The 24,333-nt window shown below is 63.5% G+C and carries 16 protein-coding genes; 11 read left to right on the forward strand and 5 right to left on the reverse strand.

Annotation, left to right across the window (positions count from 1 at the left end):
- Positions 1 to 191 precede the first annotated feature (191 nt).
- Complete coding sequence (locus tag AC1ECK_RS15200) at positions 192 to 1,142, forward strand: hypothetical protein (RefSeq protein WP_480320456.1); 951 nt, start codon at positions 192 to 194, stop codon at positions 1,140 to 1,142.
- A gap of 344 nt (positions 1,143 to 1,486) precedes the next feature.
- Complete coding sequence (locus AC1ECK_RS15205) at positions 1,487 to 3,247, forward strand: prolyl oligopeptidase family serine peptidase (protein ID WP_480320458.1); 1,761 nt, start codon at positions 1,487 to 1,489, stop codon at positions 3,245 to 3,247.
- A 197-nt stretch (positions 3,248 to 3,444) separates the two neighbouring features.
- Here AC1ECK_RS15205 and AC1ECK_RS15210 read toward each other — a convergent pair whose 3' ends face one another.
- Complete coding sequence (locus tag AC1ECK_RS15210) at positions 3,445 to 4,416, reverse strand: phytanoyl-CoA dioxygenase family protein (protein WP_480320460.1); 972 nt, start codon at positions 4,414 to 4,416, stop codon at positions 3,445 to 3,447.
- A gap of 1,101 nt (positions 4,417 to 5,517) precedes the next feature.
- Between AC1ECK_RS15210 and AC1ECK_RS15215 the strand changes: the two genes are divergently transcribed.
- The 6 genes from AC1ECK_RS15215 to AC1ECK_RS15240 all read left to right on the forward strand — a co-directional run bounded on the left by AC1ECK_RS15215 (position 5,518) and on the right by AC1ECK_RS15240 (position 11,547).
- Complete coding sequence (locus AC1ECK_RS15215) at positions 5,518 to 6,567, forward strand: LacI family DNA-binding transcriptional regulator (protein ID WP_480320462.1); 1,050 nt, start codon at positions 5,518 to 5,520, stop codon at positions 6,565 to 6,567.
- A 262-nt stretch (positions 6,568 to 6,829) separates the two neighbouring features.
- Positions 6,830 to 7,837 carry an ABC transporter substrate-binding protein gene (locus tag AC1ECK_RS15220; protein WP_480320638.1) on the forward strand — a complete coding sequence of 336 codons (1,008 nt, stop codon included), beginning with the start codon at positions 6,830 to 6,832 and terminating at the stop codon, positions 7,835 to 7,837.
- Entirely contained in the window at positions 7,834 to 8,658 is an 825-nt protein-coding gene (locus AC1ECK_RS15225) for an ABC transporter permease (protein ID WP_480320464.1), read from the forward strand. Before AC1ECK_RS15220 ends, AC1ECK_RS15225 begins: the two co-directional genes overlap by 4 nt.
- 37 nt (positions 8,659 to 8,695) lie before the next feature.
- Positions 8,696 to 9,631, forward strand: a complete 936-nt coding sequence (locus tag AC1ECK_RS15230) for an ABC transporter permease (protein ID WP_480320466.1) — start codon at positions 8,696 to 8,698, stop codon at positions 9,629 to 9,631.
- On the forward strand, positions 9,628 to 10,692 hold the full coding sequence (locus tag AC1ECK_RS15235; RefSeq protein WP_480320468.1) for an ABC transporter ATP-binding protein: 1,065 nt from the start codon (positions 9,628 to 9,630) through the stop codon (positions 10,690 to 10,692). The genes AC1ECK_RS15230 and AC1ECK_RS15235 overlap by 4 nt, the downstream gene beginning before the upstream one ends.
- A 27-nt stretch (positions 10,693 to 10,719) precedes the next feature.
- The gene (locus AC1ECK_RS15240; RefSeq protein WP_480320470.1) at positions 10,720 to 11,547 is read left to right on the forward strand and encodes a phosphodiesterase; all 828 of its coding nucleotides are present in this window, start codon (positions 10,720 to 10,722) and stop codon (positions 11,545 to 11,547) included.
- 74 nt (positions 11,548 to 11,621) lie between these two features.
- On the opposite strand, the gene AC1ECK_RS15245 is transcribed toward AC1ECK_RS15240, so the two are convergent.
- Both AC1ECK_RS15245 and AC1ECK_RS15250 read right to left on the reverse strand, forming a co-directional pair.
- Entirely contained in the window at positions 11,622 to 13,073 is a 1,452-nt protein-coding gene (locus AC1ECK_RS15245) for a short-chain fatty acid transporter (RefSeq protein WP_480320472.1), read from the reverse strand.
- Between the two features lie 43 nt (positions 13,074 to 13,116).
- Positions 13,117 to 16,554 (reverse strand): molybdopterin-dependent oxidoreductase, encoded by a 3,438-nt coding sequence (locus tag AC1ECK_RS15250; RefSeq protein WP_480320640.1) that lies wholly within the window; start codon positions 16,552 to 16,554, stop codon positions 13,117 to 13,119.
- A 186-nt stretch (positions 16,555 to 16,740) separates the two neighbouring features.
- On the opposite strand from AC1ECK_RS15250, the gene AC1ECK_RS15255 reads away from it, so the two are divergent.
- Positions 16,741 to 17,652, forward strand: coding sequence for a LysR family transcriptional regulator (locus tag AC1ECK_RS15255; RefSeq protein ID WP_480320474.1), 912 nt, complete (start codon positions 16,741 to 16,743; stop codon positions 17,650 to 17,652).
- A 36-nt stretch (positions 17,653 to 17,688) separates the two neighbouring features.
- On the opposite strand, the gene AC1ECK_RS15260 is transcribed toward AC1ECK_RS15255, so the two are convergent.
- The gene (locus tag AC1ECK_RS15260; protein WP_480320476.1) at positions 17,689 to 19,644 is read right to left on the reverse strand and encodes an extracellular solute-binding protein; all 1,956 of its coding nucleotides are present in this window, start codon (positions 19,642 to 19,644) and stop codon (positions 17,689 to 17,691) included.
- Positions 19,645 to 19,810: 166 nt separating this feature from the next.
- Here AC1ECK_RS15260 and AC1ECK_RS15265 point away from each other — a divergent pair, with 166 nt between their 5' ends.
- The gene (locus AC1ECK_RS15265) at positions 19,811 to 21,016 is read left to right on the forward strand and encodes an MFS transporter (RefSeq protein WP_480320478.1); all 1,206 of its coding nucleotides are present in this window, start codon (positions 19,811 to 19,813) and stop codon (positions 21,014 to 21,016) included.
- Positions 21,017 to 21,203: 187 nt separating this feature from the next.
- The gene (locus tag AC1ECK_RS15270; protein WP_480320480.1) at positions 21,204 to 23,234 is read left to right on the forward strand and encodes a 2,4-dienoyl-CoA reductase FMN-binding domain-containing protein; all 2,031 of its coding nucleotides are present in this window, start codon (positions 21,204 to 21,206) and stop codon (positions 23,232 to 23,234) included.
- Between the two features lie 22 nt (positions 23,235 to 23,256).
- Here the strand turns inward: AC1ECK_RS15270 and AC1ECK_RS15275 are convergent, their stop codons facing one another.
- Complete coding sequence (locus tag AC1ECK_RS15275) at positions 23,257 to 24,174, reverse strand: EamA family transporter (RefSeq protein ID WP_480320482.1); 918 nt, start codon at positions 24,172 to 24,174, stop codon at positions 23,257 to 23,259.
- Positions 24,175 to 24,333: the final 159 nt, after the last annotated feature.

The following is a 24,333-nucleotide window of genomic DNA, read 5'->3' on the forward strand; positions in this document are numbered from 1 at the left end:
TCCCGAAACAGCTCTCCCGCCCCCAATTCATAAGCCAGGACCGGCACTAAGTAGCGTGCTTTCAAACGAAACCATATGGCCTCCGATCGTCCGCTGCGGGGCCTATGCGATCTATACTTTTAGCCCTGTTGTGTTTAAACGTCCCGCGCGGGATTCGTTTATCCTGGACAAGTTGATCACGGAGAGCTTTCATGGATTCTCAACGCATCCCTTCGTCCCGAGACAACCACTCGCTGAACGAACCGGAAACCTCCACACGTGAAGCACAGCAAACCCATGTTCCTTCCGGTTCGGTTCCCGGGCCAGATTCAGTCCAATTAGCACCGCTAAAAAGTCAACCGGGGACGAGCGTTGGCACGCGGTTCAAAGCGGCTTTCCGAAAATCCGGAGCGCAGCAAAATCAGTCTTCGTCACCCAACGACGCACACGATGAACGCGAGGCCAGGCAGTACCTGACACAGACTGGGTTGCCTCCAGGGCAAAAGGACAGCGGGGGCATCCTCGCGAACGCGAACAGATTCCTTCGTCTTGCCAGGATGCGTGAGCTTCCAGGTACCGTAACTGACACTGCGCGAGTCAAACGTCACAATACGGCATCGTGGGTCACTGGAAATATCGACGCGGGCGACTATTCGCGTTTGCCCGTTCCGCTTTCGGATATACGCTCACAGCATGGCATCTCGGGGATTGCCGTCGACAAGACGGCTAAGCGTGCCGAGAGTATCGGCCAATGGCTCGAGGAAAATCCTCATGCCGTTGTCATGGATATTCCCACTCTCGACCACCTCGCCCCCTCCTCCGATCCACTGACGATTGGTTGGGGCGGAGCGGAGCGCTTCATCGTCCTTAACGGCACGGGCCGAATCGAGGCTATTCGCCGTGCATTGTCGGAGTTCGAGGCAAAGCATGCACGTGCGCATCCACTGCGATCCGTAGAAACCTTCGCGGCTGCGCTGACGGAAGATGAATTTGCGCAACTCCACAGAACCAGCGAATACTTCCTGGACGAAACAGGCAGCGAGCGCGTAAAAGCGGTTCACGACCTCGTGGCTGGCACGGCGCCGTTCCGGCTTATCGCCGGCACGCTTATGAACCTCGTAAAGCACCATGCCGGCATGGATAAATCCACACAGGCATGTTGATCGCCGGCTTCCGGTTGAGCTTGACACAGAGTCTTCGGAAAAGGATTGATGTCGCCGAGGTCAGCCATCCCTGCTTCGATACACACGAACTGCCGCGCCCAGCAAACATATAAATTCGACCGCAGGTGCTCGATGCTTAGTACACCATTCCAGTTATTGCCCGATCATTTCATCTGAGTAATCGACTCGGGGTTAACCATTCGTTCATTAAAAAGTTCTGTCGAACATTACTTTTGTCCAAGGCGGCACAAGCTCTCCGAAGGATAGTATTCCACTAGAGACAAAATTCTTCGACGAAATCTGGTCGTTGATTATGGTCCGTATATGACTATTGGAGACATCGCATGAGAGTCGCATTGAGTGTGAGGAAATACAAATGCTTTGCCGTCTGCATGCTTTTGGGATTGGGGCTCTCCGGTTGCGGTAGCGACTTAAAAACCACGACCAGTGCTGACGACGCCATTTCGAGCGTCTCCACGATCTCTTTTGTTGACCTGGACGGCCCCAAGGTTCAGGCAATTGTCCTCAAGTACAAGGACACGCTGAAAGCGGGCTCGGTGAACCTGAATACCTACAGCGCACTTAGTTATGCAAATCTTGCCCAGAATTACGATGATGCCGCAGCGGCCACGAGGAATGGTTTGACTGGTGCGTATCCGGCCTTTGCGCAAGAAACTGGGACTCCTGGCGCCCCCACCTATGTCTATGTGAACTCCACGCCGACGATTGACTCGACTAATCACACGGGCGCCGCCAGCGGCAATTATGTCGTCATCGAACTCAACACCAGTTATCTGCTGGCTAACGCCGTGCCTTACTGGAGAGCAGGCGTGGCCGGCGGTGTAGAACAGAAGACGTCCATCAGCGTCAACGAAGACGTAACCATTAGCCCCAGCACCACGGTGAAAAGTAACTACGTATCAGACTATTACTATAACTTCGCCCCAGACGGCAGTGACAACTCCGTTTACCTGGACACCGTTCTCGATGACACTTCCTATGTTATCAACGGCATCACGGGCTATAAGCTTTATACAGACGATGTTACGCCATCCTATTCCGGGACGACAGCAAACGGCGTTGCAACCACATACCCAAATGCCACCATACTTTCCATGGTGGCGGGGAGCCCCTTTCAGGCTACCCACTGCTTCAGCGAATATGATGGCCAGTACCATGACGTCAGTCTGAAGTACAGCCTCTTCGTCCCCTCCGGTTACGATGCGAGCAAGAAATACATGGTTGTACTACACATCGAAGATGCCGGCGGCTTGGGCGATGACCCGCTGATCAGCCTGACAGAGGCACAGGAAGCGGCAAACTATGCTTCAGACAGGGTGCAGGCGCTGGCTAAGGCTCAGGGTTACGCCGGACTGATCGTCGTCATTCCGCAGATACCTAACTCAGGCCAGAGTGTGGCCGATAACCTGACGGGCAACGAATACATACCCGCGACCTGGCAACTGATGGACTACATTACGTCCAAATACAATATCGATACCAATCGCATATACGCGTCCGGTCAGTCCATGGGCGGGATGCAGATACTGGATATGGCAGCCCAGCGCGATAACTACTTCGCGGGCATCTGGGCGATCGCCTCGCAGTGGGGCAACAACTACAACAAGAGCGCCAGCTATAACGGCAAGGTCTACTACACGTACCCCACCGACGGAACGATTATTACCAACGCTGATTGGCAGAACTGGTACTACTCGATTTCCGACGACAATATTCTGGCTACCAACATGACTGGCGATGCCACCGCCACCGGGTATTGGAACCAGGTCCAGACGCTCTTCAGTAGCCTTGCCGGCGTAACCGTTCCGTATGCAACCTGGGACCCGACGACTACGTCCGAGACGGAGGAAAACACCTTGCTGAAAGCGCTATTGGGGACGTCTACCAAGTTGGGCATCTACTGGAATGCGCTGGCTAACGGCAGCCATAAGTTGACCTGGGTCTATGCCAACGGCATTACCTATAGCTATGACTGGCTCCTCAGCCAGACCAGGCAAAGCGAGGTTGCCCGCGGCAAGCTGAATCTCAGCGGCGCCTATTCAAGTGGGCTCGGCACCTACGGTTACAACAGCATTACCTATTAATGCCGCCTGTAGTGACTGTCCTATAAAGCGGGAGGCGAAAGCAAGGCGCCTTCCAAAGGTAAGCAGCGTTCAAGTTCGTCATGGGGTTGAACGCTGCCATTCGCATTCGAGCTGCGTTCCCGGTACCTGGCACCCGCCGACGCGATAGATCGACCACCAGAGCCGAAACGAAGCGCCGCGGAAGGTCACGACGTTTCCTATTTCGCCAGTACGGACCTGATCGAGTTCCAGAACGTGCGGCGGGAAAGTGCTTCGGGCTGCAGATCGTAGTACATGCTCGAATAGCACAGCGGCCCCCGCCGGACGACCGCGCTCCGGCATACACCATGGTCGAAATATCGTGGTCGTGCCGAGGCTGGGCAGAAGTGTCCGACGAGGCTCTGGCGAGTGAGGGCGGGGTCTACAACGGGCGAGCCCCCATGCGCAAGGTCGGCGTGCCAGACAAGAATGTCGCCCTTCCTCGCGAGGAAACGCTCGATGCCCCGCTCGCTATCGGCGGCAAAGCTTCGCAATCGATCGGACCATTGTTCGTGGACATCCCAGCCGTCAACATCGGCGTCGAAGTGCTTGCGCCCGTCGCCAAACGGCCAGTCAGGCAGGCGGTGACTCCCAGGCGCATACATCAGTTCGCCCGAGCCTTCCTTGACATCCTCGAGCGCAATCCAGCACGCCGCGAGCTCCATAGGGCGATCGACGACAACGTAGGCGGTATCCTGATGCAGGCCCTGTTGCGAACCTTGGTCGAAGCTCAGGCTTTGAAAGAGGAGCGGCGTTTCGCTGAAGATCGCGTTCAGAAAAGCGATGAGGCGCGGCGACGAGAAGAGATCCAGTGCCTCATCCATAGCGCCATAGCAATCGACGACGCGCGAACCGAGGCGGTTCACTGGCTCGTTAAGCGGCAAGGTCTCACGCGAACCGTGCTTCTGGTAAAACAATTTCGGGTTGCCTTCCCTGAACGAGCGGTCGATTTGCGCCTGGAAAGCGTCGACCTTGCACAGGTCCGCGGCACCCTGCAGCACGATAAAGCCATTCGCGGCGAACGAGGCGATGAGGCTGGCAAGCTCCGGAGAAACTCCTTTGGATTGCAGTTGCTCCAGCCAATCGGCCTGATCGATCCACATGCCACCGAAGATAGAGTGGTAGCCAACTCTGTCGGAAGTCGCTGTCATAGTCTCTCTCTGGGGGTAGCGCACACCGCCACCAAGCAACGCTGGTATCGCGCTGGATCGTAGCATAGAGGAATGCTAGTTCCTACTGGGCGGTTCGGACCGGGGCGATACACGGCAAGCTGTATCCGGGCATGACTACAAGGGGCCGCGAGGCCCCTTTGTCTTTGCTGTTGCACACGGACCATCAGTATTCGGCCAAGCAGGCCTCCGGCTCGCCGATTTGTGTGGTCTGCTCGTGGATGGTTGGCGGCTCGACTATAGATCGCCGACGGTGCAGGGCGTGCTGGATGTATGCGCGGAGCATTTGATGCAGCACCAATGAGAAGCCCCGCTCGGGCGAGGCGTCTGCACTGGAACGTTGAAACGTCAGGAAATTTGTTCGTCAAGTTCCTGTCGCGTCCTGGGGTTCCCGGTCGCGACTTGAGTTCCGGCGCTCCCGGTCTGGCCACGGAAATTTGCCAGGTGCGACGCAAATGCTTTTGCGTTCGCGATGGATTGCACCGAATCGCTCGGGGTCACCGTGTCGTCGATGTCGTAGTCCACCCAATGGCGGGGATTAGCGGGATTTTCCGGGAAAACGTTGTGAACGTCTGGAAGGTAGCTGGTGCCGGGGACCGGACTCGAACCGGCAAGCTGTTAAGCGGCGGATTTTCGTCACACCACGTCTTTCGACGCCGACGATACCAGGCGGCATCCTCGTTCGTGCGCTGGACTATGCCTTCGCCATCGCGGCCGCGCCGGCATACCGCCGGCCACCGCCTTAGGCGCCCCCCGTCTAGTCTCTACACCTTCCGCACCCTCGCATGCTTGCGACGGCGGGCTTGGCTCGGCATTGCCGCGGTGATGCGCCGTGCGCAAAACCAGGGGTTTCACCGAATTTGAGGGGTTCTGCACCGGCCGTTTCCGGTCGGGCACTCAATTTTTTAAGTCCGCTATGTTTACCAATTTCATCACCCCGGCAGGGCGGACGCGATTCTACCATTGCGCCGCGGCTGCACCAAACGCACGCCTTGCCATGCCACCCGATTCATCGCGCAGTCACAAAGGGTCCTGATAATTCCCCTCACGAAAACGTTTACAACCCGAGCGGAAACCACAGCGATGACCCCCACCATCAAGGATGTTGCGGCACACGCAGGCTTCTCGATTGCCACGGTTTCGCGCGCCATCAACGCGCCGCACACCGTCAACCCCGTGACGCTCGACAAGGTCCGCCAGTCGATCGACGCCCTCAATTTTCGCCCTAGCCCGCTCGGCCGCCAGTTGCGCGGCGAGCGCACCCGCCTGATCGGCGTCGTGCTGCCCACGCTCGCCAACCCGGTGTTCGCCGAGTGCCTGCAAGGCATCGACGAGTTGGCCTCCGCGCAAGGCTACCGGCTGATGCTGATGACCACCCAGTACGACGCCGACCGCGAGCGCCACGCCATCGAAACGCTGCGCGAACATCGCGTCGAAGGCCTGATCCTGACGGTGGCCGACGCCGATACCCATCCGCTGCTGGACGAACTCGATCGCGCCGGCCTGCTCTACGTGCTGATGCATAACGATACGGTACGCCGTCCGTCGGTTTCGGTCGACAACCGCCTCGCCGCCCACGACGGCGTGCGCATGCTGATCGCCCACGGCCATCGCCGCATCCTCATGCTGGCCGGCACGCTGGCCGCCTCGGACCGCGCGCGCCTGCGCCACCTCGGCTACACGCAGGCCATGCAGCAGGCCGGGCTCACGCCCACCCCGGCGCTTGAAATCGATTTCAACGCCGACGAACTAGCCCCGTCCGTGCTCGCGCATCTGACCAGCGGCCCGAACCGCCCCACCGCCCTCTTTTGCAGTAACGACCTGCTGGCGATGGTGGTGATGCGTGGCCTGCGCCGGGCGCGCCTGCAGATCCCGGCCGACATGTCGATTCTCGGCTTCGACGGCCTCGCCATGGGCGAGCTGCTGCAGCCGCCGCTCGCCAGCATTTGCGCGCCGAATCGCGAGATCGGCTGCGCGGCCTGGCAACGGCTGCTGGCGCGCATCGACGGCACCTATACGGACGCTTCGCTGTCGCTCACGCTGCCGCACTCGCTGCGCGAAGGCGCCACCATCGCCGCGATTTCGAGCACCAATGAAACGCAGCGTGTGCGCTCGATGCAACCGCTGACGTGACGGCTCGCGTCGATGCTCGCGCGTGCGTGCTGACTGACGCATTCGCTCACGCGCGGGCCCAAGTCCTTGCCTTTATCGCCACGCGGCCGACCGCTTTTCACGTCCGGCCGCAGTACTACCGTGTAACGCAACGCCTCTCGCACCTTTCCTTCCAAGGAGATTCGCTGTGACCCGCCGTTCCTCCAGTTTTGGTCCTCTGCTGCACTCCCTGAGCGGCGCCTTCACCGGCGCCCTAAGCACCATCAGACGCACGGGCGTCAGCATGCTGTCAGCCTCGGCGCTTTGCGCCACGGCGCTGACGGGGCTCGTCACGCCGCTCGCGGCCCATGCCGACGAAACCGCGATCTGCTACAACTGCCCGCCCGAATGGGCCGACTGGGCCAGCCAGATCAAGGCCATCCAGGCCAAAACCGGGATTCGCGTGCCGTTCGACAACAAGAACTCCGGCCAGGCCATCGCCCAGTTGATGGCCGAGGAAAAAAGCCCGGTGGCGGACGTCGTGTACCTCGGCGTATCGTCGGCCTTCCAGGCGAAAGACAAAGGCGTGATCCAGCCGTACAAGCCGGCTCACTGGGACGACATCCCCGCCAACATGAAGGACCCGCAAGGCTACTGGTTCGCGATCCATTCGGGCACGCTCGGCTTTTTCGTCAACAAGGATGCGCTCGAAGGCAAGCCGGTGCCGCGTTCGTGGGCCGACCTGCTCAAGCCCGAGTACAAAGGCATGATCGGCTACCTCGATCCGTCGAGTGCGTTTGTCGGCTATGCGGGTGCGGTGGCGGTCAACCAGGCGCTGGGCGGCAGCTTCGATAATTTCCAGCCGGGTCTCGACTGGTTCCGCAAGCTCAAGGCCAACGCGCCGATCGTGCCGAAGCAGACCGCCTATGCGCGCGTGCTCTCCGGTGAAATTCCGATCCTGCTCGACTACGACTTCGACGCCTACCGCGCCAGGTACAAGGATCAGGCCAACGTCGAATTCGTGATTCCGACCGAAGGCACGATCTCGGTGCCGTACGTGATGAGCCTCGTGAAGGGCGCGCCGCACGAAGCGAACGGCAAGAAGGTGCTCGACTTCGTGCTCTCCGACGAAGGCCAGAAGCTGTGGGCCAATGCCTATCTGCGTCCGGTCCGCGCCAATGCGATGAGCCCGGAGGCAGCCTCGAAGTTCCTGCCCGCCGGCGATTACGCGCGCGCCAAGCCGGTCGATTTCGGCAAGATGGCCGAGAAGCAGCAAAGCTTCGGCGAACAGTATCTGCAGGTGATGCATTGAACGATGTCACGTTCCCGCTGCGCTGGCGCATCGCCCTGATCGCGCCGGCGCTGGCGGTTTTCATCGCGTTCTGGCTGCTGCCGATGGGCGCGCTCGCGCAACTGAGCGGCAACGGTCATGCGTTCGAGACGTATCGCGCGCTGCTCACCAACGCGCGCTACATGACGAGCCTCGGCGCGACCGTGCTGCTCTCCGCCGCGGTCACGGCCACGACGCTGGTGCTCTCGGTGATCTCCGGCCTGCTGCTGGCGCGGCGCGAGTTTCCGGGCAAGCGCACGCTGCTGGCGCTGCTGACGTTTCCGCTGGCGTTTCCCGGCGTAGTGGTCGGCTTCATGGTCATCATGCTGGCGGGGCGCCAGGGGCTGGTCGGCGCGCTGTCGCTGAAACTGACCGGCGACCGCTGGGTCTTCGCGTATTCGATGAGCGGCCTGTTTCTAGGCTATCTGTACTTCTCGATCCCGCGCGTGATCGTCACGGTGATGGCCTCGGCGACCAAGCTCGATGCATCGCTCGAAGAAGCGGCCCGCTCGCTCGGCGCGTCGCCGTGGCAGATCATGCGCGACATCGTGCTGCCCGCGCTCTCGCCCGGTCTGATCGCCGCCGGCGCGGTGTGCTTCGCGACCTCGATGGGCGCATTCGGCACGGCCTTTACGCTCGCCACCGATATCGACGTGCTGCCGATGACCATCTACACCGAGTTCACGCTGAACGCGAACATGGTGACGGCCGGGGGCCTGTCGATCGTGCTGGGTCTCGTGACGTGGCTGGTGCTGGCGCTGGCGCGCAACATCACCGGCTCGGCTGTCGCCGCGAGCGCTTAGGTAAAGCACCGCTCTCAATCCGTATGAAAACATTCCGATGAATTCCGTGACCCATACCGCCCGGCCGCCGGCCGCGCCGCCCTCGGCACCGACGGCGCGGCGCCGCGGCCTGCCGCGCCTGTCGTCGCGCACGCTGCTCGCGGCCGGCCAGTGGCTCGTGACGCTGCTGCTGTGCGCGTTTCTGATCGTGCCGGTCGTGATGTCGATCATGGCCGGGCTCACCGTCAACTACTTCAAGGGCATCTCGAGCGGCCTCACGCTGCGCTGGCTCGGCGAAGTGTGGACGCAGTATCACGGCTCGGTGCTCCTGTCGCTCGAAGTCGCGGCGGCGACGCTCGTCATCACGCTGCTGACCGGCGTGCCGGCGGGCTATGTGCTGGCGCGCAGCAAGACGCGCCTGTCGCGCATCGTCGAAGAGTTTCTGGTGCTGCCTATCGCCCTGCCCGGTCTCGCGTCGGCGCTCGCGCTGCTGGTGGTCTACGGCGGCTTCACGATGTTCCGCATGAGCCTCTGGTTCATCGTGGCCGGCCATGTCGTGTTCACGCTGCCGTTCATGGTCCGCGCGGTCGCCGCCGTCTGTGCGAGCGCCGACCTGCGCACCCTCGAAGAAGGCGCCGCCAGCCTCGGCGCGGGCTTCACGCGGCGCTTCCTGACCATCGTGCTGCCGAACGTGCGCCCGGGTATCGTCGCGGGCGCACTGGCGGTGCTGACGCTCTCGATCGGCGAATTCAACCTCACCTGGATGCTGCACACGCCCGACACCAAGACGCTGCCCGTGGGTCTTGCTGACACCTACGCGTCGCTGCGCATCGAGATCGGCAGCGCCTACACGATCCTGTTTTTCATCATGACGATGCCGCTGCTGGTCGCCATGCAGTGGCTCGGCGTCGACGCCACCGGCCAGCGCAGCAGCAGGCCCGCCCGCGGCAACGCGGCGCCGGCACGTTCAACCCGTTCCAACGACACGCCATGAAACTCGCTCCCGTTCCCATCACGCTCACGCAATGCGCCAAGACGTTTCGCGGCACCCGTGTGCTCGAGCCGCTGGACCTGCAGATCGGCGCCGGCGAAACCCTCGTGCTGCTCGGACCGTCCGGCTGCGGCAAGACCACCACGCTGCGCATGATCGCCGGCCTCGAAACGCCTGACGCGGGTGGCCGGATTGCCTTCGGCGAGGACGACGTCACCGCCTTGCCGATCGAGAAGCGCCAGGTGGGCATGGTGTTCCAGAGCTACGCGCTGTTTCCGAACCTGACCGTGCGCGGCAACATCGGCTACGGGCTGAAGATCAAGCGCGTCGCAGCCGAGATCGCGCAGCAGCGCGTGGACGAACTGCTCGCGATGATGCGGCTCACCGCCCATGCCGACAAACCCATCGATCAGCTCTCCGGCGGCCAGCGCCAGCGTGTCGCGCTGGCCCGCGCGCTGGCGATGCAGCCGCGCGTGCTGCTGCTCGACGAACCGCTGACTGCGCTCGACGCCCGCTTGCGCGACGCCTTGCGCAGCGAGATGAATGCGCTGCTGCGCGAGCTCGGCATCACCACCGTCTATGTGACGCACGACCAGGCCGAGGCGATGGAATTGGGCGACCGCATCGTCGTGATGAGCGCCGGCCGGATCGAACAGATCGGCACGCCGCGCGATATCTACTACCGGCCGGCCAATCGTACGGTGGCGCAGTTCGTCGGCACCATCAACCGTCTCGCCGGCGAGCGGCGCGACGGCGTGCTGACCACCACGGGCGGCGCGGTGCCGCTGCCGTTGCCGCTGCCATTCGGCGCAGCGGGAGCGCCCGCGGCCGGGCAACACGAACTGTTTTTCCGGCCCGAAGACGCCTACCTCGCCGATCCGGCCAGCGCCCATCTGCGCGGCACCATCGAAGGCGCCGCGTTTCTCGGCGAGCGCACCCGGCTGACGATCGGCGGCGCGGCGCCCGACGCGCTCGTCGTCGACGTCGCGGGCCGCGTCGAACTGGCGCGCGGCACGCCGGTCGGCATTTCAATCGCGCCCGAAGCGCTGATTGCGCTATCGTGACCTTGACGAACCCATAAGGACATCCCCATGTTGCTAGCCCAGATCAGCGACCTGCATATCAAACGGCCCGGCGCGCTCGCTTACCGCCGCGTCGACACCGGCGCCGCCCTCGCCCGCTGCGTCGCGGCGCTCAATGCGCTCGAACCGCGGCCCGACTTCGTCGTCATGACCGGCGACCTCGTCGACCAGGGCGACCCGGAGCAATACGCACACCTGAAGGCATTGCTCGCGCCGCTCGAGATTCCCTACTACCTGCTGGTCGGCAATCACGACGACCGCACGGCGCTGCGCGACGCGTTCAGCGAGCGCGCCGAGTTGCGCACGGGCGGCGAGTTCGTGCATTACGCGGCCGATCTCGGTCCGCTGCGCCTGATCGCACTCGATTCGATCGTGCCCGGCCAAAGCGCGGGCAACCTGTGCGAGGCGCGCCTTGCGTGGCTCGCCGGACAACTCGATGAAGCACGAGGCAAGCCGGTGATCGTCGCCTTGCACCATCCGCCGTTCGAGTGCGGCATCGGACATATGGATGCGCTGCGCCTCGAACCGCAGGCAGCGCAGCAACTGGCGGCGCTGATCGCGCGCCATCCGAATGTCGAGCGGGTGATCTGCGGCCATGTGCACCGGCCGATGTTCGTGCGCTTCGGCGGCACGATCGCCTCGGCGGTGCCGGCGCCCGCGCATCAGGTCGCGCTCGACTTGCGCACGGACGCGCCGTCCGCGTTCAGGCTCGAACCGCCCGCCTTCGCGCTGCATCGCTACGACGCGGCGAGCGGGCTGGTGACGCATCACGGGTATGTCGATGCCGCTGAGGGACCGTATCCGTTCTATGAGCCCGAAGGCGCGTTGATCGATTAGCAAGCGGCCAGGAAGCGGCCGGGAAGCCGCCACGAAGCACGCCCCATCCGCCCTCAAAGGCCCGCTTGCGGCTCTTACGGCATGACGGGCGGATGGTATGCCAGCGTCCCGGCGAGCGCCCACAGCATAAAGATCACCAGCGGAAGGTGGACAACGAACTGCGTGAACGTAAAGCCGACCACATCACGTGCCCGCAACCCCAAGACGCCAAGCAGCGGCAGCATCCAGAACGGATTGATCAGGTTCGGCAAGGCTTCCGCTGCGTTGTACACCGTAACCGCCCAGCCAAGATGCACGTTGAGGGTTTTCGCCGCCTCGATTACGTAGGGTGCCTCGATAATCCATTTTCCGCCGCCGGATGGGACGAAGAAGCCCAGAATCGACGAATAGACCCCCATCACCGCCGGGAAAGAGGCATGCGAGGAAATGGCCACGAAGAACTGCGACAGGTGCTCCGCCAACGGCAGGCCCGACGGAGCCGCAGCCTTGGTGAGGATGAAAGCGATTCCTCCATAGAGCGGAAACTGAATCAATACGCCGGCGGTAGAAGGGACCGACCTGGCCACCGCATTCAGAAAGCGTCGCGGGCGCCAGTTCAGCAGCATGCCTAGCAACAGAAACACGAAGTTGTAGGTATTCAGGTTTGAAATGGCAAGCACCGGGTTCTTCGTCGTGAACTCGTGCCATGTCCAAAGCGCACCGAGCGCGACAATCAGGATCGTGACAAGGGGGCTGTATTCAAGCCAGTCGCCCGGACGCGACGGCTTCTCGAGCAGGCGCCCCCCATCGTCGAGGACAACGCCCAACTCTGCGGCAGTCTTCACACGATCGCCCTGCGGCGCGGAAAGCCAGGCGATCAGCAGCGACGCCACGGTCAATACCGCGACCATCAGCATCGACTGCGGCAGGAAGATCGTTTCCGAGAAAGGGATCACACCCGTGATCGCCAGCAGCGCCTTTGGCAAGCTGTCGGGGTTTGCCTGCAATTGCGACGCCGACGAACTGAGACCCAGCGCCCACGTGGCGCCCATGCCAAGATAAGCGGCCGCGCCCGCGGCCCGGTAATCCAGCCGCAAGTCCTTTCTCTGCGCGAGCGCCCGAACCAGAAGACCGCTGAAAATCAGGCTAATCGCCCAATTGAACAGCGACGCAAGAATGCTGACCAAGGCAACGAAAACAACGGCGCCTCGTCCCCCCGACGGCAGTCGGGCAAGCCACGCAATCACCCGGGAAGCCGGCGGCGAAACCGCGACGACATAGCCCGAAATGGCCACGACGGCCATTTGCATCGTGAACGGAATCAGGCTCCAGAAGCCGTCCCCAAAGGCGATTCCCACGCGCTGAACCGGGGCGCCGATAGCCAGGGCTCCAAGGGCGACGACAACGACCGCAATCGCCGCAAAGATATACGCGTCCGGAAACCACCTCTCCGACCATCGCGTCACTCCCGCCGCCATGCGCTCGAGCTTGCCGGCCAACTCCGCCTTGGGCGCCGCCGTACTTTCCGTTTGAGACAATTGCTTCATGCTGGTCCCCTTCTTCATTAACGAACAAGATCAAACTGTCTCTTTACGCTTCGATTGCCACTTCGCTGGCGGGTATCGCCTGGCACGCGAAACACATATTCGCTTCGTCCGGTCCATGACCTGACAGGTGCTCGACCTTTCCCGCGGCCACCCGCACCGCACAGCTTTCGCACTGCCCAACGCGGCAGCCGCTCGGCATCGGGATTCCCAGACGCTCGGCAAAGGCAAGCAGACTCCCATCATCAGGTGTCCATAGCGCCTTCTTCCCGGAACGGATGAACTCGACCATAAAGCGTTGTGCCGGATCGAGCCGCGGTTTGGACGGCGAGCGGAACGCCTCCTTGAAGATGTCGAACGGCGGCACGCCACGTGCAACGAGACCCGCCGTAAGCGAATTCATCATCGGCTCCGGGCCACAGAAATAAAATCTCGCCCGGCGGCTGATCAGATCCTCGTCGACGACGTCGGCCGTGAGATAGCCGCTCATTTCGTAATCGCGGCCAGACACCTCGTCCTGCGGCTGGCTATAGCAATTGACGACGCGCAAGCGCGGCAGCCTTTTGCGCAGCTCGATGATCCGCCGGCGAAACGCATGCGTCGCGCTGTTCAGATTGGCATAGAAGAGCCAGGACTCCGGAGCGCCTTCGAGATCCTTGACCGATTCCAGCCAGCAGATAAACGGCGTGATGCCGATCCCTCCTGCAAACATCACCACTGGCTGCTTCGACGAGGTGGGAACGATGAAAGTCCCGCTCGGCGCACGAAGCGATACCTTGTGGCCGACCTCGAATACCCGGTGGATATAGCCCGACATCGCACCCTCGAACTGTTCGCCTTCCGGTGTCTTGCCTCGCTGGTGCCGCACCGAGATCGAATACGTCCGGCGCTCGTCCTCGACGGCTGGCCCTACCAGCGAATAAGCGCGGGCCGTACCGCCGTCTCCCAGGCTGGGAACCTGCACCGTGACGTGCTGGCCCGGTAGATAGTCGGGTAACGGAGCGCCGTCGGCTGCGGCGAAGGTGACGGTCCGCACCCCGAGCGCCTCCTCGACGATCGATGACACGACAAACTCCCTGAACCCTTGCCAAACCCGTCGCGCGGGGTCGACCGAGGGGTCGAGCCGCACATCGCAAGGCGTGGAGCGCAGCGGTGAGGAGCCGCTAAGCGGGTCCAGCGCCGCAGCCGAAACAAGATTGCTGAAATTGCTGTTTTTCTTGCCCTCGGTCGGCAGCGCATGCATGCCGATTTCGTCGCACGATTGCCACCAGCCATACTCGGCGATGATGACGTCGCGCGCCAGTTCCGGCACGATGCGCGCCCGAAAGCGCGCCGAACCATTCGACGTCGTAATGACGATCCAGTCGTCGGACACAATGCCCTTCTCGGCAGCGAGTTGCGCGCTCAGCTCCGCGCCCGGATAAGGCGCGCGCCTGCGCAAGCTGGCAAGGCTGCGCTGCTGGCTGTGACAGTAATAGCCGTTCTTGACGGACGTGAGCACATGAGGATATTTCGCGCGGTCGCCGTCCGGGTCGCCACCATGCTGAGGCGGTACGTACTCTGGAACGGGAGGATATCCGTGGCGCAAGAGCTTTTCGGAGTACAGCTCGACGCGCAGCGTCTCGGTCCTGAATCCTCGCACGCCATCCGGCGTTTGCAGCGAGTAGTTTTTCTCATGCTGGGCAAGCGGCCGATAGATTCCACCCGGATGCTTGCGCAGTTCGGCGACATCGAGACCCAGCGGAGCAAGGATATGGTTCCATCCCGCCTCGATACTGCCGCCGAAGAATGCATCGCCCATACCGAGCCGCACGGCAAGGTCGAGCGCGATGTCATAGTCGGCACGACTCTCGCCTCGCGGCGGCACCATCCGCTGCCGCAGTTGCACCAGTTCGACCGCCTTCTCGTTGATCTCGAAGCCCAGACGCAACCCTTCTCGCTCCCACGGCGTGTTCACAGGAAGAAAAATGTCCGCATAGCGTGACGAGGGTGTCTCGAAGAGGTCGCAGTGCACATGAAAGTCGAGCGCGCAAAGCGCCTCGTGTGCCGCACCGGCATCTGCCTGAGACAGGACGAAATTGGTGCCGAAGGCAAACAACGCACGTACCTTGTAGGGACGGGCCTCAGTGATGGCGCGATAGACGTCCCGGGCGGTCACCCATCCTTGCGCGGGCGGCCCAATCGGCCGTTCCTCGAGCCCAAGCGCTTTGGCCCGTTGCTGCGGACCGAGCAGCGCATACGTGCTGACGGCATTGGCCGGCTGTTTCGTGAATTCGCGGTTGGAACCGCGCGTGTCGAATGCACCGGTCAGCGCATATAAGGTCGCGATAGCCCGCTCGGTCTGAGTCGCATTGGTGTGCTGTCCGACCCCGGACCATGCGTGATAGGCGATTCGTCGACGCGGCGCGAGCATTTCGGCTACCGCGACGACATCCTCGGCGCGCACGCCCGTCAGCGCTTCGATGCGCTGCGGCGTGTATTCGTCCAGGGCGCCTTTATAGAGTTCGAATGCAGGCGTGCATTGGATCGCGGCCGCACGGCCGGCTTTCACGACAGACACCGTGTAGTTGCCGTCCAGCGCGAGATCGGCTGCGGTGGTTTGCGCCTCCTCGCCGACCAGTTCAACACGGTTGCGCGAAGCGTTCCAGATCGCGTAACGGTTCTGCAACGACTCGGGATCGAAATCGCGTTCGCGCAGGAAACGTCCGTTATCGCCCCGCACCAGCAACGGCGCATTCGTCCACTCGCGGACAAACGCGTAATCGAGATTGCCGGTGGCAATCATCTGCCGTGCGATGCCCATCGCGAGTGCACCATCCGTTCCGGGACGCACCCGCATCCAGACGTTCGCCTCCCTTGCCAGCGCCGTCGGCCGCGGATCGATCACGATGAGCTGCGCGCCGTTACGCCGCCCCTTGCCGATCGCATCGGCCTGCGCGAGCCACGTGTTGGTCGGGTTCGTGCCCCACAGCAGGATCACTTCGGCATTCTGATAGTCGGCCGTCGGCATACCGCAACCGAACGTGAATACGTGCGCGAAATCCTTGTGCCAGTTGCAGATCTCGGTTGCATAGCAGATATTCGGGCTACCGAACGACCATATGAAGCGCTCGACCCAATCGATGCTGTCGCTCATCGGAGTGCCGCTTGGCGTGGTGACGCCGAATACTACCGACTCTGCCCCGCTTTCACGCTTGAACCTCGCGAGCTTCGCGGCAATTTCGGAGAGTGCCTGCTCCCAGCTCATGCGCTGCCACCCGGGATCGGCAGAGCCTTTGGGAGTCGTGCGGCGCATCGGGTAGAGGACCCGGTTCGGACTATGCACGAGCTCCGGCGCGGCCTTGCCCTTCATGCACATCGCACTGCCCGTCGGATGCGAAGTATCGGGACGTACCTGGAGAAGCATGTCGCCGCGCACGGTGTTCAACGTCCCACACCGGGAACGGCACAATGTGCAGTACCCCTTCTTCTCCTGAACCTCGATCACAGCAGCCTCTCCAGTTGACAGGCCCGATCGTATGCATCCAGAATTTTGATTCCTAATTCATATTTCGCATGCCTCGATATATACTTTTTCGATACCTGCTTTCCCGGTGCCGCGCGCCCGCCGAGGCCAGACTCGCGGTGCTATGATTCGCGCCTTCGGCTATCCCCAACAGCGGCGGACATCGTGGCCACGCACATCACGCTTCGCCAGATCGAATACTTCATCTCTGTCGCGAATACGGGTCAAATTTCCCGTTCGTCCAATCTGTCCAACGTTTCGCAGTCTTCAATGACCGTGGCCCTGCAGAATCTCGAAGACGCAGTCGGGGTGCCGCTGCTTCAAAGGCATGCGAAGGGCGTGCATCTGACGCCGGCGGGCGAGCGGTTCCTGCGTCATGTCCAGCAAGCCACGCTTTCCGTCGACCATGCGATCCTCGCCGCCCAGGAAGAGCCTGGCCAGCTCGCCGGCAGCGTTCGCATCGGCATGACGGAGACCATTTCGGCGTATCTCATGCCCGCCCTGATATCGACGATGAGCCAGCGTTTCGCCAACCTCGAGATTCAGATCGTCGAACGCGACCGGCAGGCGATCGAACAGGGCCTCGTCGACCACGAACTGGACATCGCCCTGCTGCTGGTCTCGAACACGGCATTACTGCCCCAACTGAAGAGCGAAACAATGCTTCGCTCCCAGCGGCGTCTCTGGACTCATCCCGACCACCCCTTGCAGGAAGCTCAGCGGGTGACCCTGGAAGACGTGGCCCAGGAAGACTACCTCCTGCTCGACATGGATGAACACATTCAGACCGTCGGAAAGTACTGGGGTAAATATGGCGTGCGGCCTCGCGTGCGTATGCAAAGCAAGTCGATTGAAGCCGTGAGGAGTCTTGTGGCCCTTGGCCAGGGCGTCACCATTCTTTCAGACCTGGTTTATCGGCCGTGGTCGCTGGAGGGAAACCGTATCAGTCGTCGGGATTTGAGCGTTGCCGTCCCTACGATGGACGTCGGGGCAGTCTGGTGCCGGACCGGCGCCCTCTCGACACAAGCGCAGGCATTGCTCGACCTTTTCCGGTCATGGAAACGCTCGGCTTTATGATTGGGCGCACTCGCAAGCCATCTGAGCGCTTCCCACTCAATGTGCCGCAAGCCCCGGCACACCCGACGCAGCAGCCGTCATGGCGCCGCGCGGTTTGACGTACCAGTAGTCGATGACCCAGTCCACGTCGCGATAGGACTTCGGCAAGACGGCGGGCCAGCCGAAGGTCGCCTTATAGGCGATGCGCGCATTCGGCGCGTAGAACTCCGGCACCACGTAATACGCATTGATCAGCACGCGGTCGAGCGCGCGGGTGGCCGCTTCGAGATCGTCGAGCGTTGGCGCGGACAACGCGGCCTGAATCAGCGCATCCACCACCTGCGAATGCACCCCCACGTAATTCTCCGAGCCCACTTCCGAGGCCGCCGCGCTGCCGAAGCGGCTCAGCAGTTCGACGCCGGGAACGGCGATCGGCAGATAACCGCCGGTGGTCATGTCGAAGTCGAAGCTGTCGAGCCGTTGCCGGTATAGCGCGCTATCCACCTCGCGCCATTGGGTCTGGATACCCAGCATGTTCAGCGCCTGCATGTAGGGCAACAGCAGACGGTCCATGCCGGGTTCGTCGTCGAGCATCTCGATGCTCATGGCCGTGCCGTTGGCATCGCGCAGCGCGCCGTCGCGGTAGTGCCAGCCGGCTTCGGCCAGCAGGTCGCGCGCCTCGCGCAGATTGTCGCGCAGCGAGCTGGGCGGCAGCGTCGACGGCTGTTTCAGCATCGGGCCGAACACGGCGGGCGGCAGGCTGGCGCGATACGGTTCGAGCAACGCCAGTTCCTTCGCGCCGGGCATGCCGGTGGCGCCGAACGTATCAGGATCGAAATAGCTGGTCGAGCGCCGGTACTGGTCGTAGAACATCATCCGGTTCATCCACTCGTAGTCGAACGCGAGCGTCAGCGCATGGCGCACCCTCGCATCCTGAAACATCGGCCGGCGCACGTTGATGAGAATGCCCTGCATATACGGCGGCCCGTTGGCAAACGTGCCTTGCCTCAGTTCTCCATCACGAAACTTCCGGCCGACATAGCGGCGCGCCCAGACGGTGGCGCTGCCTTCGACGTTGACGTCGAGATTGCCGGCCTTGAAGGCTTCGAGCGGACCGAAGTTGTCCAGGAAGAGATGGAACGTCACGCGTTCGAAACGAAACATGCCGCGCCGCGACGGCAGATCCGCAGCCCAATAAGCCGGGTTGCGCCGGTAGGTGATGGTCTTGTCGTTGCTGCGCCGCTCGATCAGATAGGGGCCGCTGGCGATCGGCGGCACGTTGGCGATCTGGTCGAACGGTGGGCGCGTACCGTCGGGCCGCATGCCCCACTTCGGCGAGAACACCGGCAGGTCGCCCGCGATCAGCGGCGCATCGCGTTCGGGACGCCTGAAGTCGAAGCGGATCGTCGACGCGTCGAGCACGGTGGCGCGCCTGATCACCGCAAACCCGGAATTGAAGAGCGGCGAGGCTTGCGGGCTGGTTAGCAGGTCGAACGAATATTTCACGTCGGCTGCCGTGATGCGGTCGCCATTGGAAAAGCGCGCCGCCGGATTGATGTGAAAGGTCGCGGACATCAGGTCCGCCGGCACCTGAACGTCGTCTGCGATCAGCGGGTATTCGGAGGCCGGTTCGTCCCAGCTACGCTGCATCAGCGTATCGAACATCAGGTTGAGAATGTCCGGGGCCGGCGCGCCACGCAGCAGGAACGGATTGAGCGAATCGTAGCTCTGCAGGGCGTTGTAGTTGGGAAAGCTCAGGGTGCCGTCGACGGGCGCGTCCGGGTTCGCGTAGTCGAAATGGGTGAAGCCGGCGGCGTAGCGCGGCTGGCCGAACTGGGCGATCGACGGTGCGGCGTGGGACGGCAGCATCGCCAGCAGCGCGAGTGTGATCAAGACGCAGGACACGGCGGCCCGCCGTGAGAGAAGGTAGCGCAAGCGTGGACGAAGACTGGCGGCAAGCGCGTCACGACGCGCCGCAATGGCATGAGACAACCTGAACTTCGCGAGCGTCATTGGCAGTCCACCTCGAACAGTGGGCACTATTGTACGAGAGACCCGCTACGCGCGAGCCGGCCGCGTGGGCCACATCGGCAGCGCGTCAGCACGATCCGCCCCGCTCCGGTATGATCGGCTCGCCTGGAGCTTGCCCATCCTGGTCGTCCATCGAACGCCGCCGCTTATGTCCACCTCCGATTCCGCCTCGCCCGCCACCACCGATCGCTCGCTGCGCGCGCTGCTGCTTCTGCTCGCCACCATCGCGGGCATCTCCGTGGCAAATATCTACTATAACCAGCCGCTGCTCGACAATTTCCGCGAATCGTTTCCGCACAGCGCGTCGTGGGTCGGCGCCGTGCCCGCCGTGACGCAGCTCGGTTACGCCGCCGGCATGCTGCTGCTCGCGCCGCTCGGCGACCGCTTCGACCGACGCCTGCTGATCCTGCTGCAGATCGCCGGCATCTGTGTCGCGCTGGTGATCGCCGCCAGCGCGCCGAATCTCACGGTGCTGATCGGCGCCAGCCTCGCGATCGGCGTGCTCGCCACCATCGCGCAACAGGCCGTGCCGTTCGCCGCCGAACTCGCGCCGCCGTCGGGCCGCGGTCACGCGGTCGGCACGGTGATGAGCGGGCTGTTGCTGGGCATCTTGCTGGCGCGAACCGCGGCGGGCATCATCGCCGAGTATTTCGGCTGGCGCGCGGTGTTCGGCGCCTCCGTGGTGGCGTTGCTGGTGCTGGCCGTCGTCATCTGGCTGCGCCTGCCGAAAAGCCGGCCTACCTCGGCGCTGCCCTACGGCAAGCTGATGGTGTCGCTGTGGCATCTGATCGTCGAGCATCCCGGCTTGCGCGAAGCCTCGCTCACCGGCGCGTGCATGTTCGCGGCGTTCAGCATCTTCTGGTCGGTGCTGGCGCTGCTGCTGGCGGGCGCGCCGTTCCATCTCGGACCGCAGGCCGCGGGGCTGTTCGGCATCGTCGGCGCCGCGGGTGCGCTGGCCGCGCCGCTGGCCGGCAAATTCTCCGACCGCCGCGGACCGCGCACGATCATCTCGCTGTCGATCGGGCTGGTGGCCGTGTCGTTCGTGGTGTTCGGCCTGTCCGGCGCGAGCATCGCCGGGCTGGTGGTGGGCGTGATCATTCTCGACGTCGGCGTGCAGGCCGCGCAGATTTCCAACCAGTCGCGCATCTACGCGCTTTCGCCGGACGCCCGCAGCCGCGTGAATACGGTCTACATGGTGGCGTATTTCATCGGCGGCGCGACAGGCTCGGCGGTCGGCGCGATGGTCTGGTCGACGTTCGGATGGGTTGGCGTGAGCATCGCCGGGCTGGCGTTTGCAGGGCTCGCCGGATGGAACCATGCGCGCCGGCAGCCGCGGCCGGTGGCGACTTCCTGAGCTCCGTGGCGAGCGAGGCGCGGCGGCACAGCAGGCCTTGTCGCGCCGCTTAAACCAGCCTGGACCGTCTCGAACGAAAAGCGGCCTGGCGGCTCATGAGCCAGGCCGATTAGAATTTTTCCTCGGCAGTCCGGCCCAGCCGGCGGTGTATCGTTCGGGCGCATCCCACTTTTACCAGGGCCGCCGCATGCCTTACCGCCTCCTGCTTTCCGAACTCGACCTCGGCTTCACGACCCTGCGCAACCGCGTCGTCATGGGGTCGATGCATACGGGCATGGAAGACCGCTTCTGGCATTACCCGAAGCTCGCCGCCTATTTCCGCGAGCGCGCCAAAGGCGGCGTCGGCCTGATCATCACGGGCGGCATCTCGCCGAACCGGCAAGGCTGGCTGCTGCCCTTCGGCGGCACGCTCAATTCCGTCTTCGACCTGCACAATCACCGCCTCGTGACGGAAGCTGTCCATGCGGAGGGCGGCAAGATCGCGCTGCAGATCCTGCATGCGGGACGTTATGGCTATCAGCCGTTCGTGGTGTCCGCATCGGCGCTCAAGTCGCCGATTTCGAAATTCAAGCCACGCGCCCTCACGCTGGCCGGCATTGCGAAAACCGTGCGCGACTATGCCCGCTGCGCGCGCCTCGCACAGCGCGCCGGCTACGACGGCGTCGAGATCATGGGCAGCGAAGGCTATCTGCTCAACCAGTTTCTCTGTCCGCGCACCAACCGGCGTAGCGACGCGTATGGCGGCAGCCTCGAGAACCGCATGCGGCTCGCGCGCGAGATCGTCGAGGCCGTGCGGGCCGCGTGCGGCGAGCGCTTCATCGTGGTGTACCGGCTCTCGCTGATCGATCTGGTCGAAGGCGGCAATACCTGGGACGAGACCGTGCAGGTCGCGCAGGCGCTGGAGGCTGCCGGCGTGACGATGTTCAACACCGGGATCGGCTGGCACGAGGCGCGCGTGCCGACCATCGTGACCTCGGTGCCGCGTGCGGCCTTTGCCCCGCTCAGTGCGCGTCTGAAAGCGGCCGTCAAGGTGCCGGTGATCGTCTCGAACCGCATCAATACGCCGGAGCTTGCCGAAGCGCTGCTCGCCGAGGGCGCCGGCGATCTGGTGTCGCTGGCGCGGCCGATGCTCGCCGATCCGGACTTCGTGGTGAAGAGCGCCGAAGGACGCGCGCACGAGATCAACACCTGTATCGCCTGCAATCAGGCCTGTCTCGATCACACGTTCCAGAACCGCAAGGCAAGCTGCCTCGTCAATCCGCGCGCGGGACGCGAAACCGAACTGGTGTACCGGCCGCTCGCGGACAACCAGCCACCGCGTTCGATCGCCGTGGTGGGTGCGGGTCCGGCAGGTTTGTCGGCGGCGACGGTGGCCGCCTCGCGTGGCCATCGCGTCACGCTATTCGATGCAAGCGCAACCATCGGCGGGCAGTTCAATCTCGCCATGCGCGTGCCCGGCAAGGAAGAGTTCCGCGAAACGATCCGCTATTTTCAGAGCCAGTTGCAGCGGCACGGCGTCGAAGTGCGGCTCGCAACCCGTGTGGATGGCGCGATGCTCGCCGCTGGCGGCTATGACGAGGTGATCCTCGCCACCGGCATCGTGCCGCGCCGCCCGGCGATTGCCGGCATCGACCGGGCAAATGTGCTGTCCTACGTCGACGTGCTGCGCGGCGCGCCGGTCGGCCGCAGCGTCGCGGTGATCGGCGCGGGCGGCATCGGCTTCGACGTCAGCGAGTTTCTGCTGCATCGCGCCGGCGAGCCGCTGCCGAAACCGCGCGACGCATGGCTCGACGAATGGGGCGTGGACCTCGCGGTGGGCGAGCGCGGCGGGTTAAAAGCGCCGCACCCCGCGCAGCCGGTGCGCGACATCTGGCTGCTGCAGCGTAAGGCGGGCAAGCTCGGCGCGGGCCTAGGCAAGACCTCGGGCTGGGTCCATCGTGCGACGCTGGCGCGTAACGGCGTGCGCATGCTCGACGGCGTGTCGTATCTGGAGATCGGCGAGCGCGGCCTGAAGATCGCCCGCGAGGGTGTCGAGCAATGGCTCGAAGTGGAGACGATCGTGATCTGCGCGGGGCAAGATTCGTTGCGCGATCTACAGCCGGCTACCCCGCCCGCCGACGGCCCACGCTATCACGTGATCGGCGGTGCGGCGCTCGCCAGCGAACTCGACGCGAAGCGGGCCATCCGCGAAGGCGCGGAACTGGCGGCGCGGCTGTAGCGCAGCGCCGGCCGCGCCACCCTCACGCGAGGCCGCGGCGCCGGTAATCGAACCAGAACGACAGGCCGACGCTCGCGAGAATCACCACGGTCGCAATCACCGTCGCGCTGGTCACCGGCTCGCCGAGCAGCAGCGCGCCGAGTGCGACCGCCACCACCGGATTCACGTACATGCAACTGCTGGCGATGATCGGGCTGGTGTGCCGGATCAGATAGCCGTACGCGACATAGGCGGCCATCGTGCCGACCAGCATCAGGTAGAAGAAGGCCAGCAGCGGCAGAAAGTGCACTTCGGCCATGCGCTCGCCGGACACCCAGGCGACGATCGTCGACATCGCCCCGCCGAGGCCGATCTGCAGCGAGGTGGACAGGAACAGGTCCGAGGGCAGCCGCAAGCGCCCGGCCAGATGCGCGCCGCCGGCCCAGAAGAGCGCCCCGCACAGAATCGCGAGGCTGCCGCCGGCCGAACCGGACGAGCCGCCGCCGTGACTGAGGATCGCAATGCCGACGAGGCCGAGGCCGACGGCGAACCATTCGCCCCGCCCTATCTTGCGTCCCGCGAACGCGGCGATGACCGTCGCGAACAGCGGCACCGTGGCGACCATCACGGCAGCCGTGCCGGTGCCGACCGTGCGCATCCCGTAGGCCAGCATGCCGCTCGAGAGCCCGACCAGCATCGTGCCGACCAGCCCGGCGTTGCGAATCTCGGTCACGCCCGGCCAGACCGGATTGCGGCGCGCGGCGAACACGAACAGGCCGATCCCGGCAAACAGGTTGCGCAAGCCGGACAGCAGAAGCGGCGGAAACGAGCCGAGCGCGACGTGCACGGCCAGATAGGTGGAGCCCCAGACGAGATAGACGACCGCGAGCGCGAGCGCGATCCGGCCGTTACGGGACTGGGGAAGACGAAGCGGGAAACGGTGTGGAAGCGACAGCGCCATGCCTTCAGCCCACCCGTGCCGTTCGAGGCGCTGCGCCTGCGCTCAAGACCCGAAGGCCGGATGGCGGGCGCCGCATCGCGAATGCGGCCTGACAGGCGAGGCTGGAAAACATGGTGGTCGAACAGGGAGAAGAACGTGGAACGGCAAACCAGGCCGGTC

It is taken from the genome of Paraburkholderia sp. SSBN10T (assembly GCF_056619545.1).

Coding starts and splice junctions, on each gene's coding strand:
- AC1ECK_RS15260 (WP_480320476.1), bottom strand. CDS start 19,644: ATGACGCTCGCGAAGTTCAGGTTGTCTCATGCCATTGCGGCGCGTCGT.
- AC1ECK_RS15270 (WP_480320480.1), top strand. CDS start 21,204: ATGCCTTACCGCCTCCTGCTTTCCGAACTCGACCTCGGCTTCACGACC.
- AC1ECK_RS15245 (WP_480320472.1), bottom strand. CDS start 13,073: ATGAAGCAATTGTCTCAAACGGAAAGTACGGCGGCGCCCAAGGCGGAG.
- AC1ECK_RS15265 (WP_480320478.1), top strand. CDS start 19,811: ATGTCCACCTCCGATTCCGCCTCGCCCGCCACCACCGATCGCTCGCTG.
- AC1ECK_RS15205 (WP_480320458.1), top strand. CDS start 1,487: ATGAGAGTCGCATTGAGTGTGAGGAAATACAAATGCTTTGCCGTCTGC.
- AC1ECK_RS15240 (WP_480320470.1), top strand. CDS start 10,720: ATGTTGCTAGCCCAGATCAGCGACCTGCATATCAAACGGCCCGGCGCG.
- AC1ECK_RS15215 (WP_480320462.1), top strand. CDS start 5,518: ATGACCCCCACCATCAAGGATGTTGCGGCACACGCAGGCTTCTCGATT.
- AC1ECK_RS15275 (WP_480320482.1), bottom strand. CDS start 24,174: ATGGCGCTGTCGCTTCCACACCGTTTCCCGCTTCGTCTTCCCCAGTCC.
- AC1ECK_RS15230 (WP_480320466.1), top strand. CDS start 8,696: ATGAATTCCGTGACCCATACCGCCCGGCCGCCGGCCGCGCCGCCCTCG.
- AC1ECK_RS15220 (WP_480320638.1), top strand. CDS start 6,830: ATGCTGTCAGCCTCGGCGCTTTGCGCCACGGCGCTGACGGGGCTCGTC.
- AC1ECK_RS15210 (WP_480320460.1), bottom strand. CDS start 4,416: ATGACAGCGACTTCCGACAGAGTTGGCTACCACTCTATCTTCGGTGGC.
- AC1ECK_RS15235 (WP_480320468.1), top strand. CDS start 9,628: ATGAAACTCGCTCCCGTTCCCATCACGCTCACGCAATGCGCCAAGACG.
- AC1ECK_RS15200 (WP_480320456.1), top strand. CDS start 192: ATGGATTCTCAACGCATCCCTTCGTCCCGAGACAACCACTCGCTGAAC.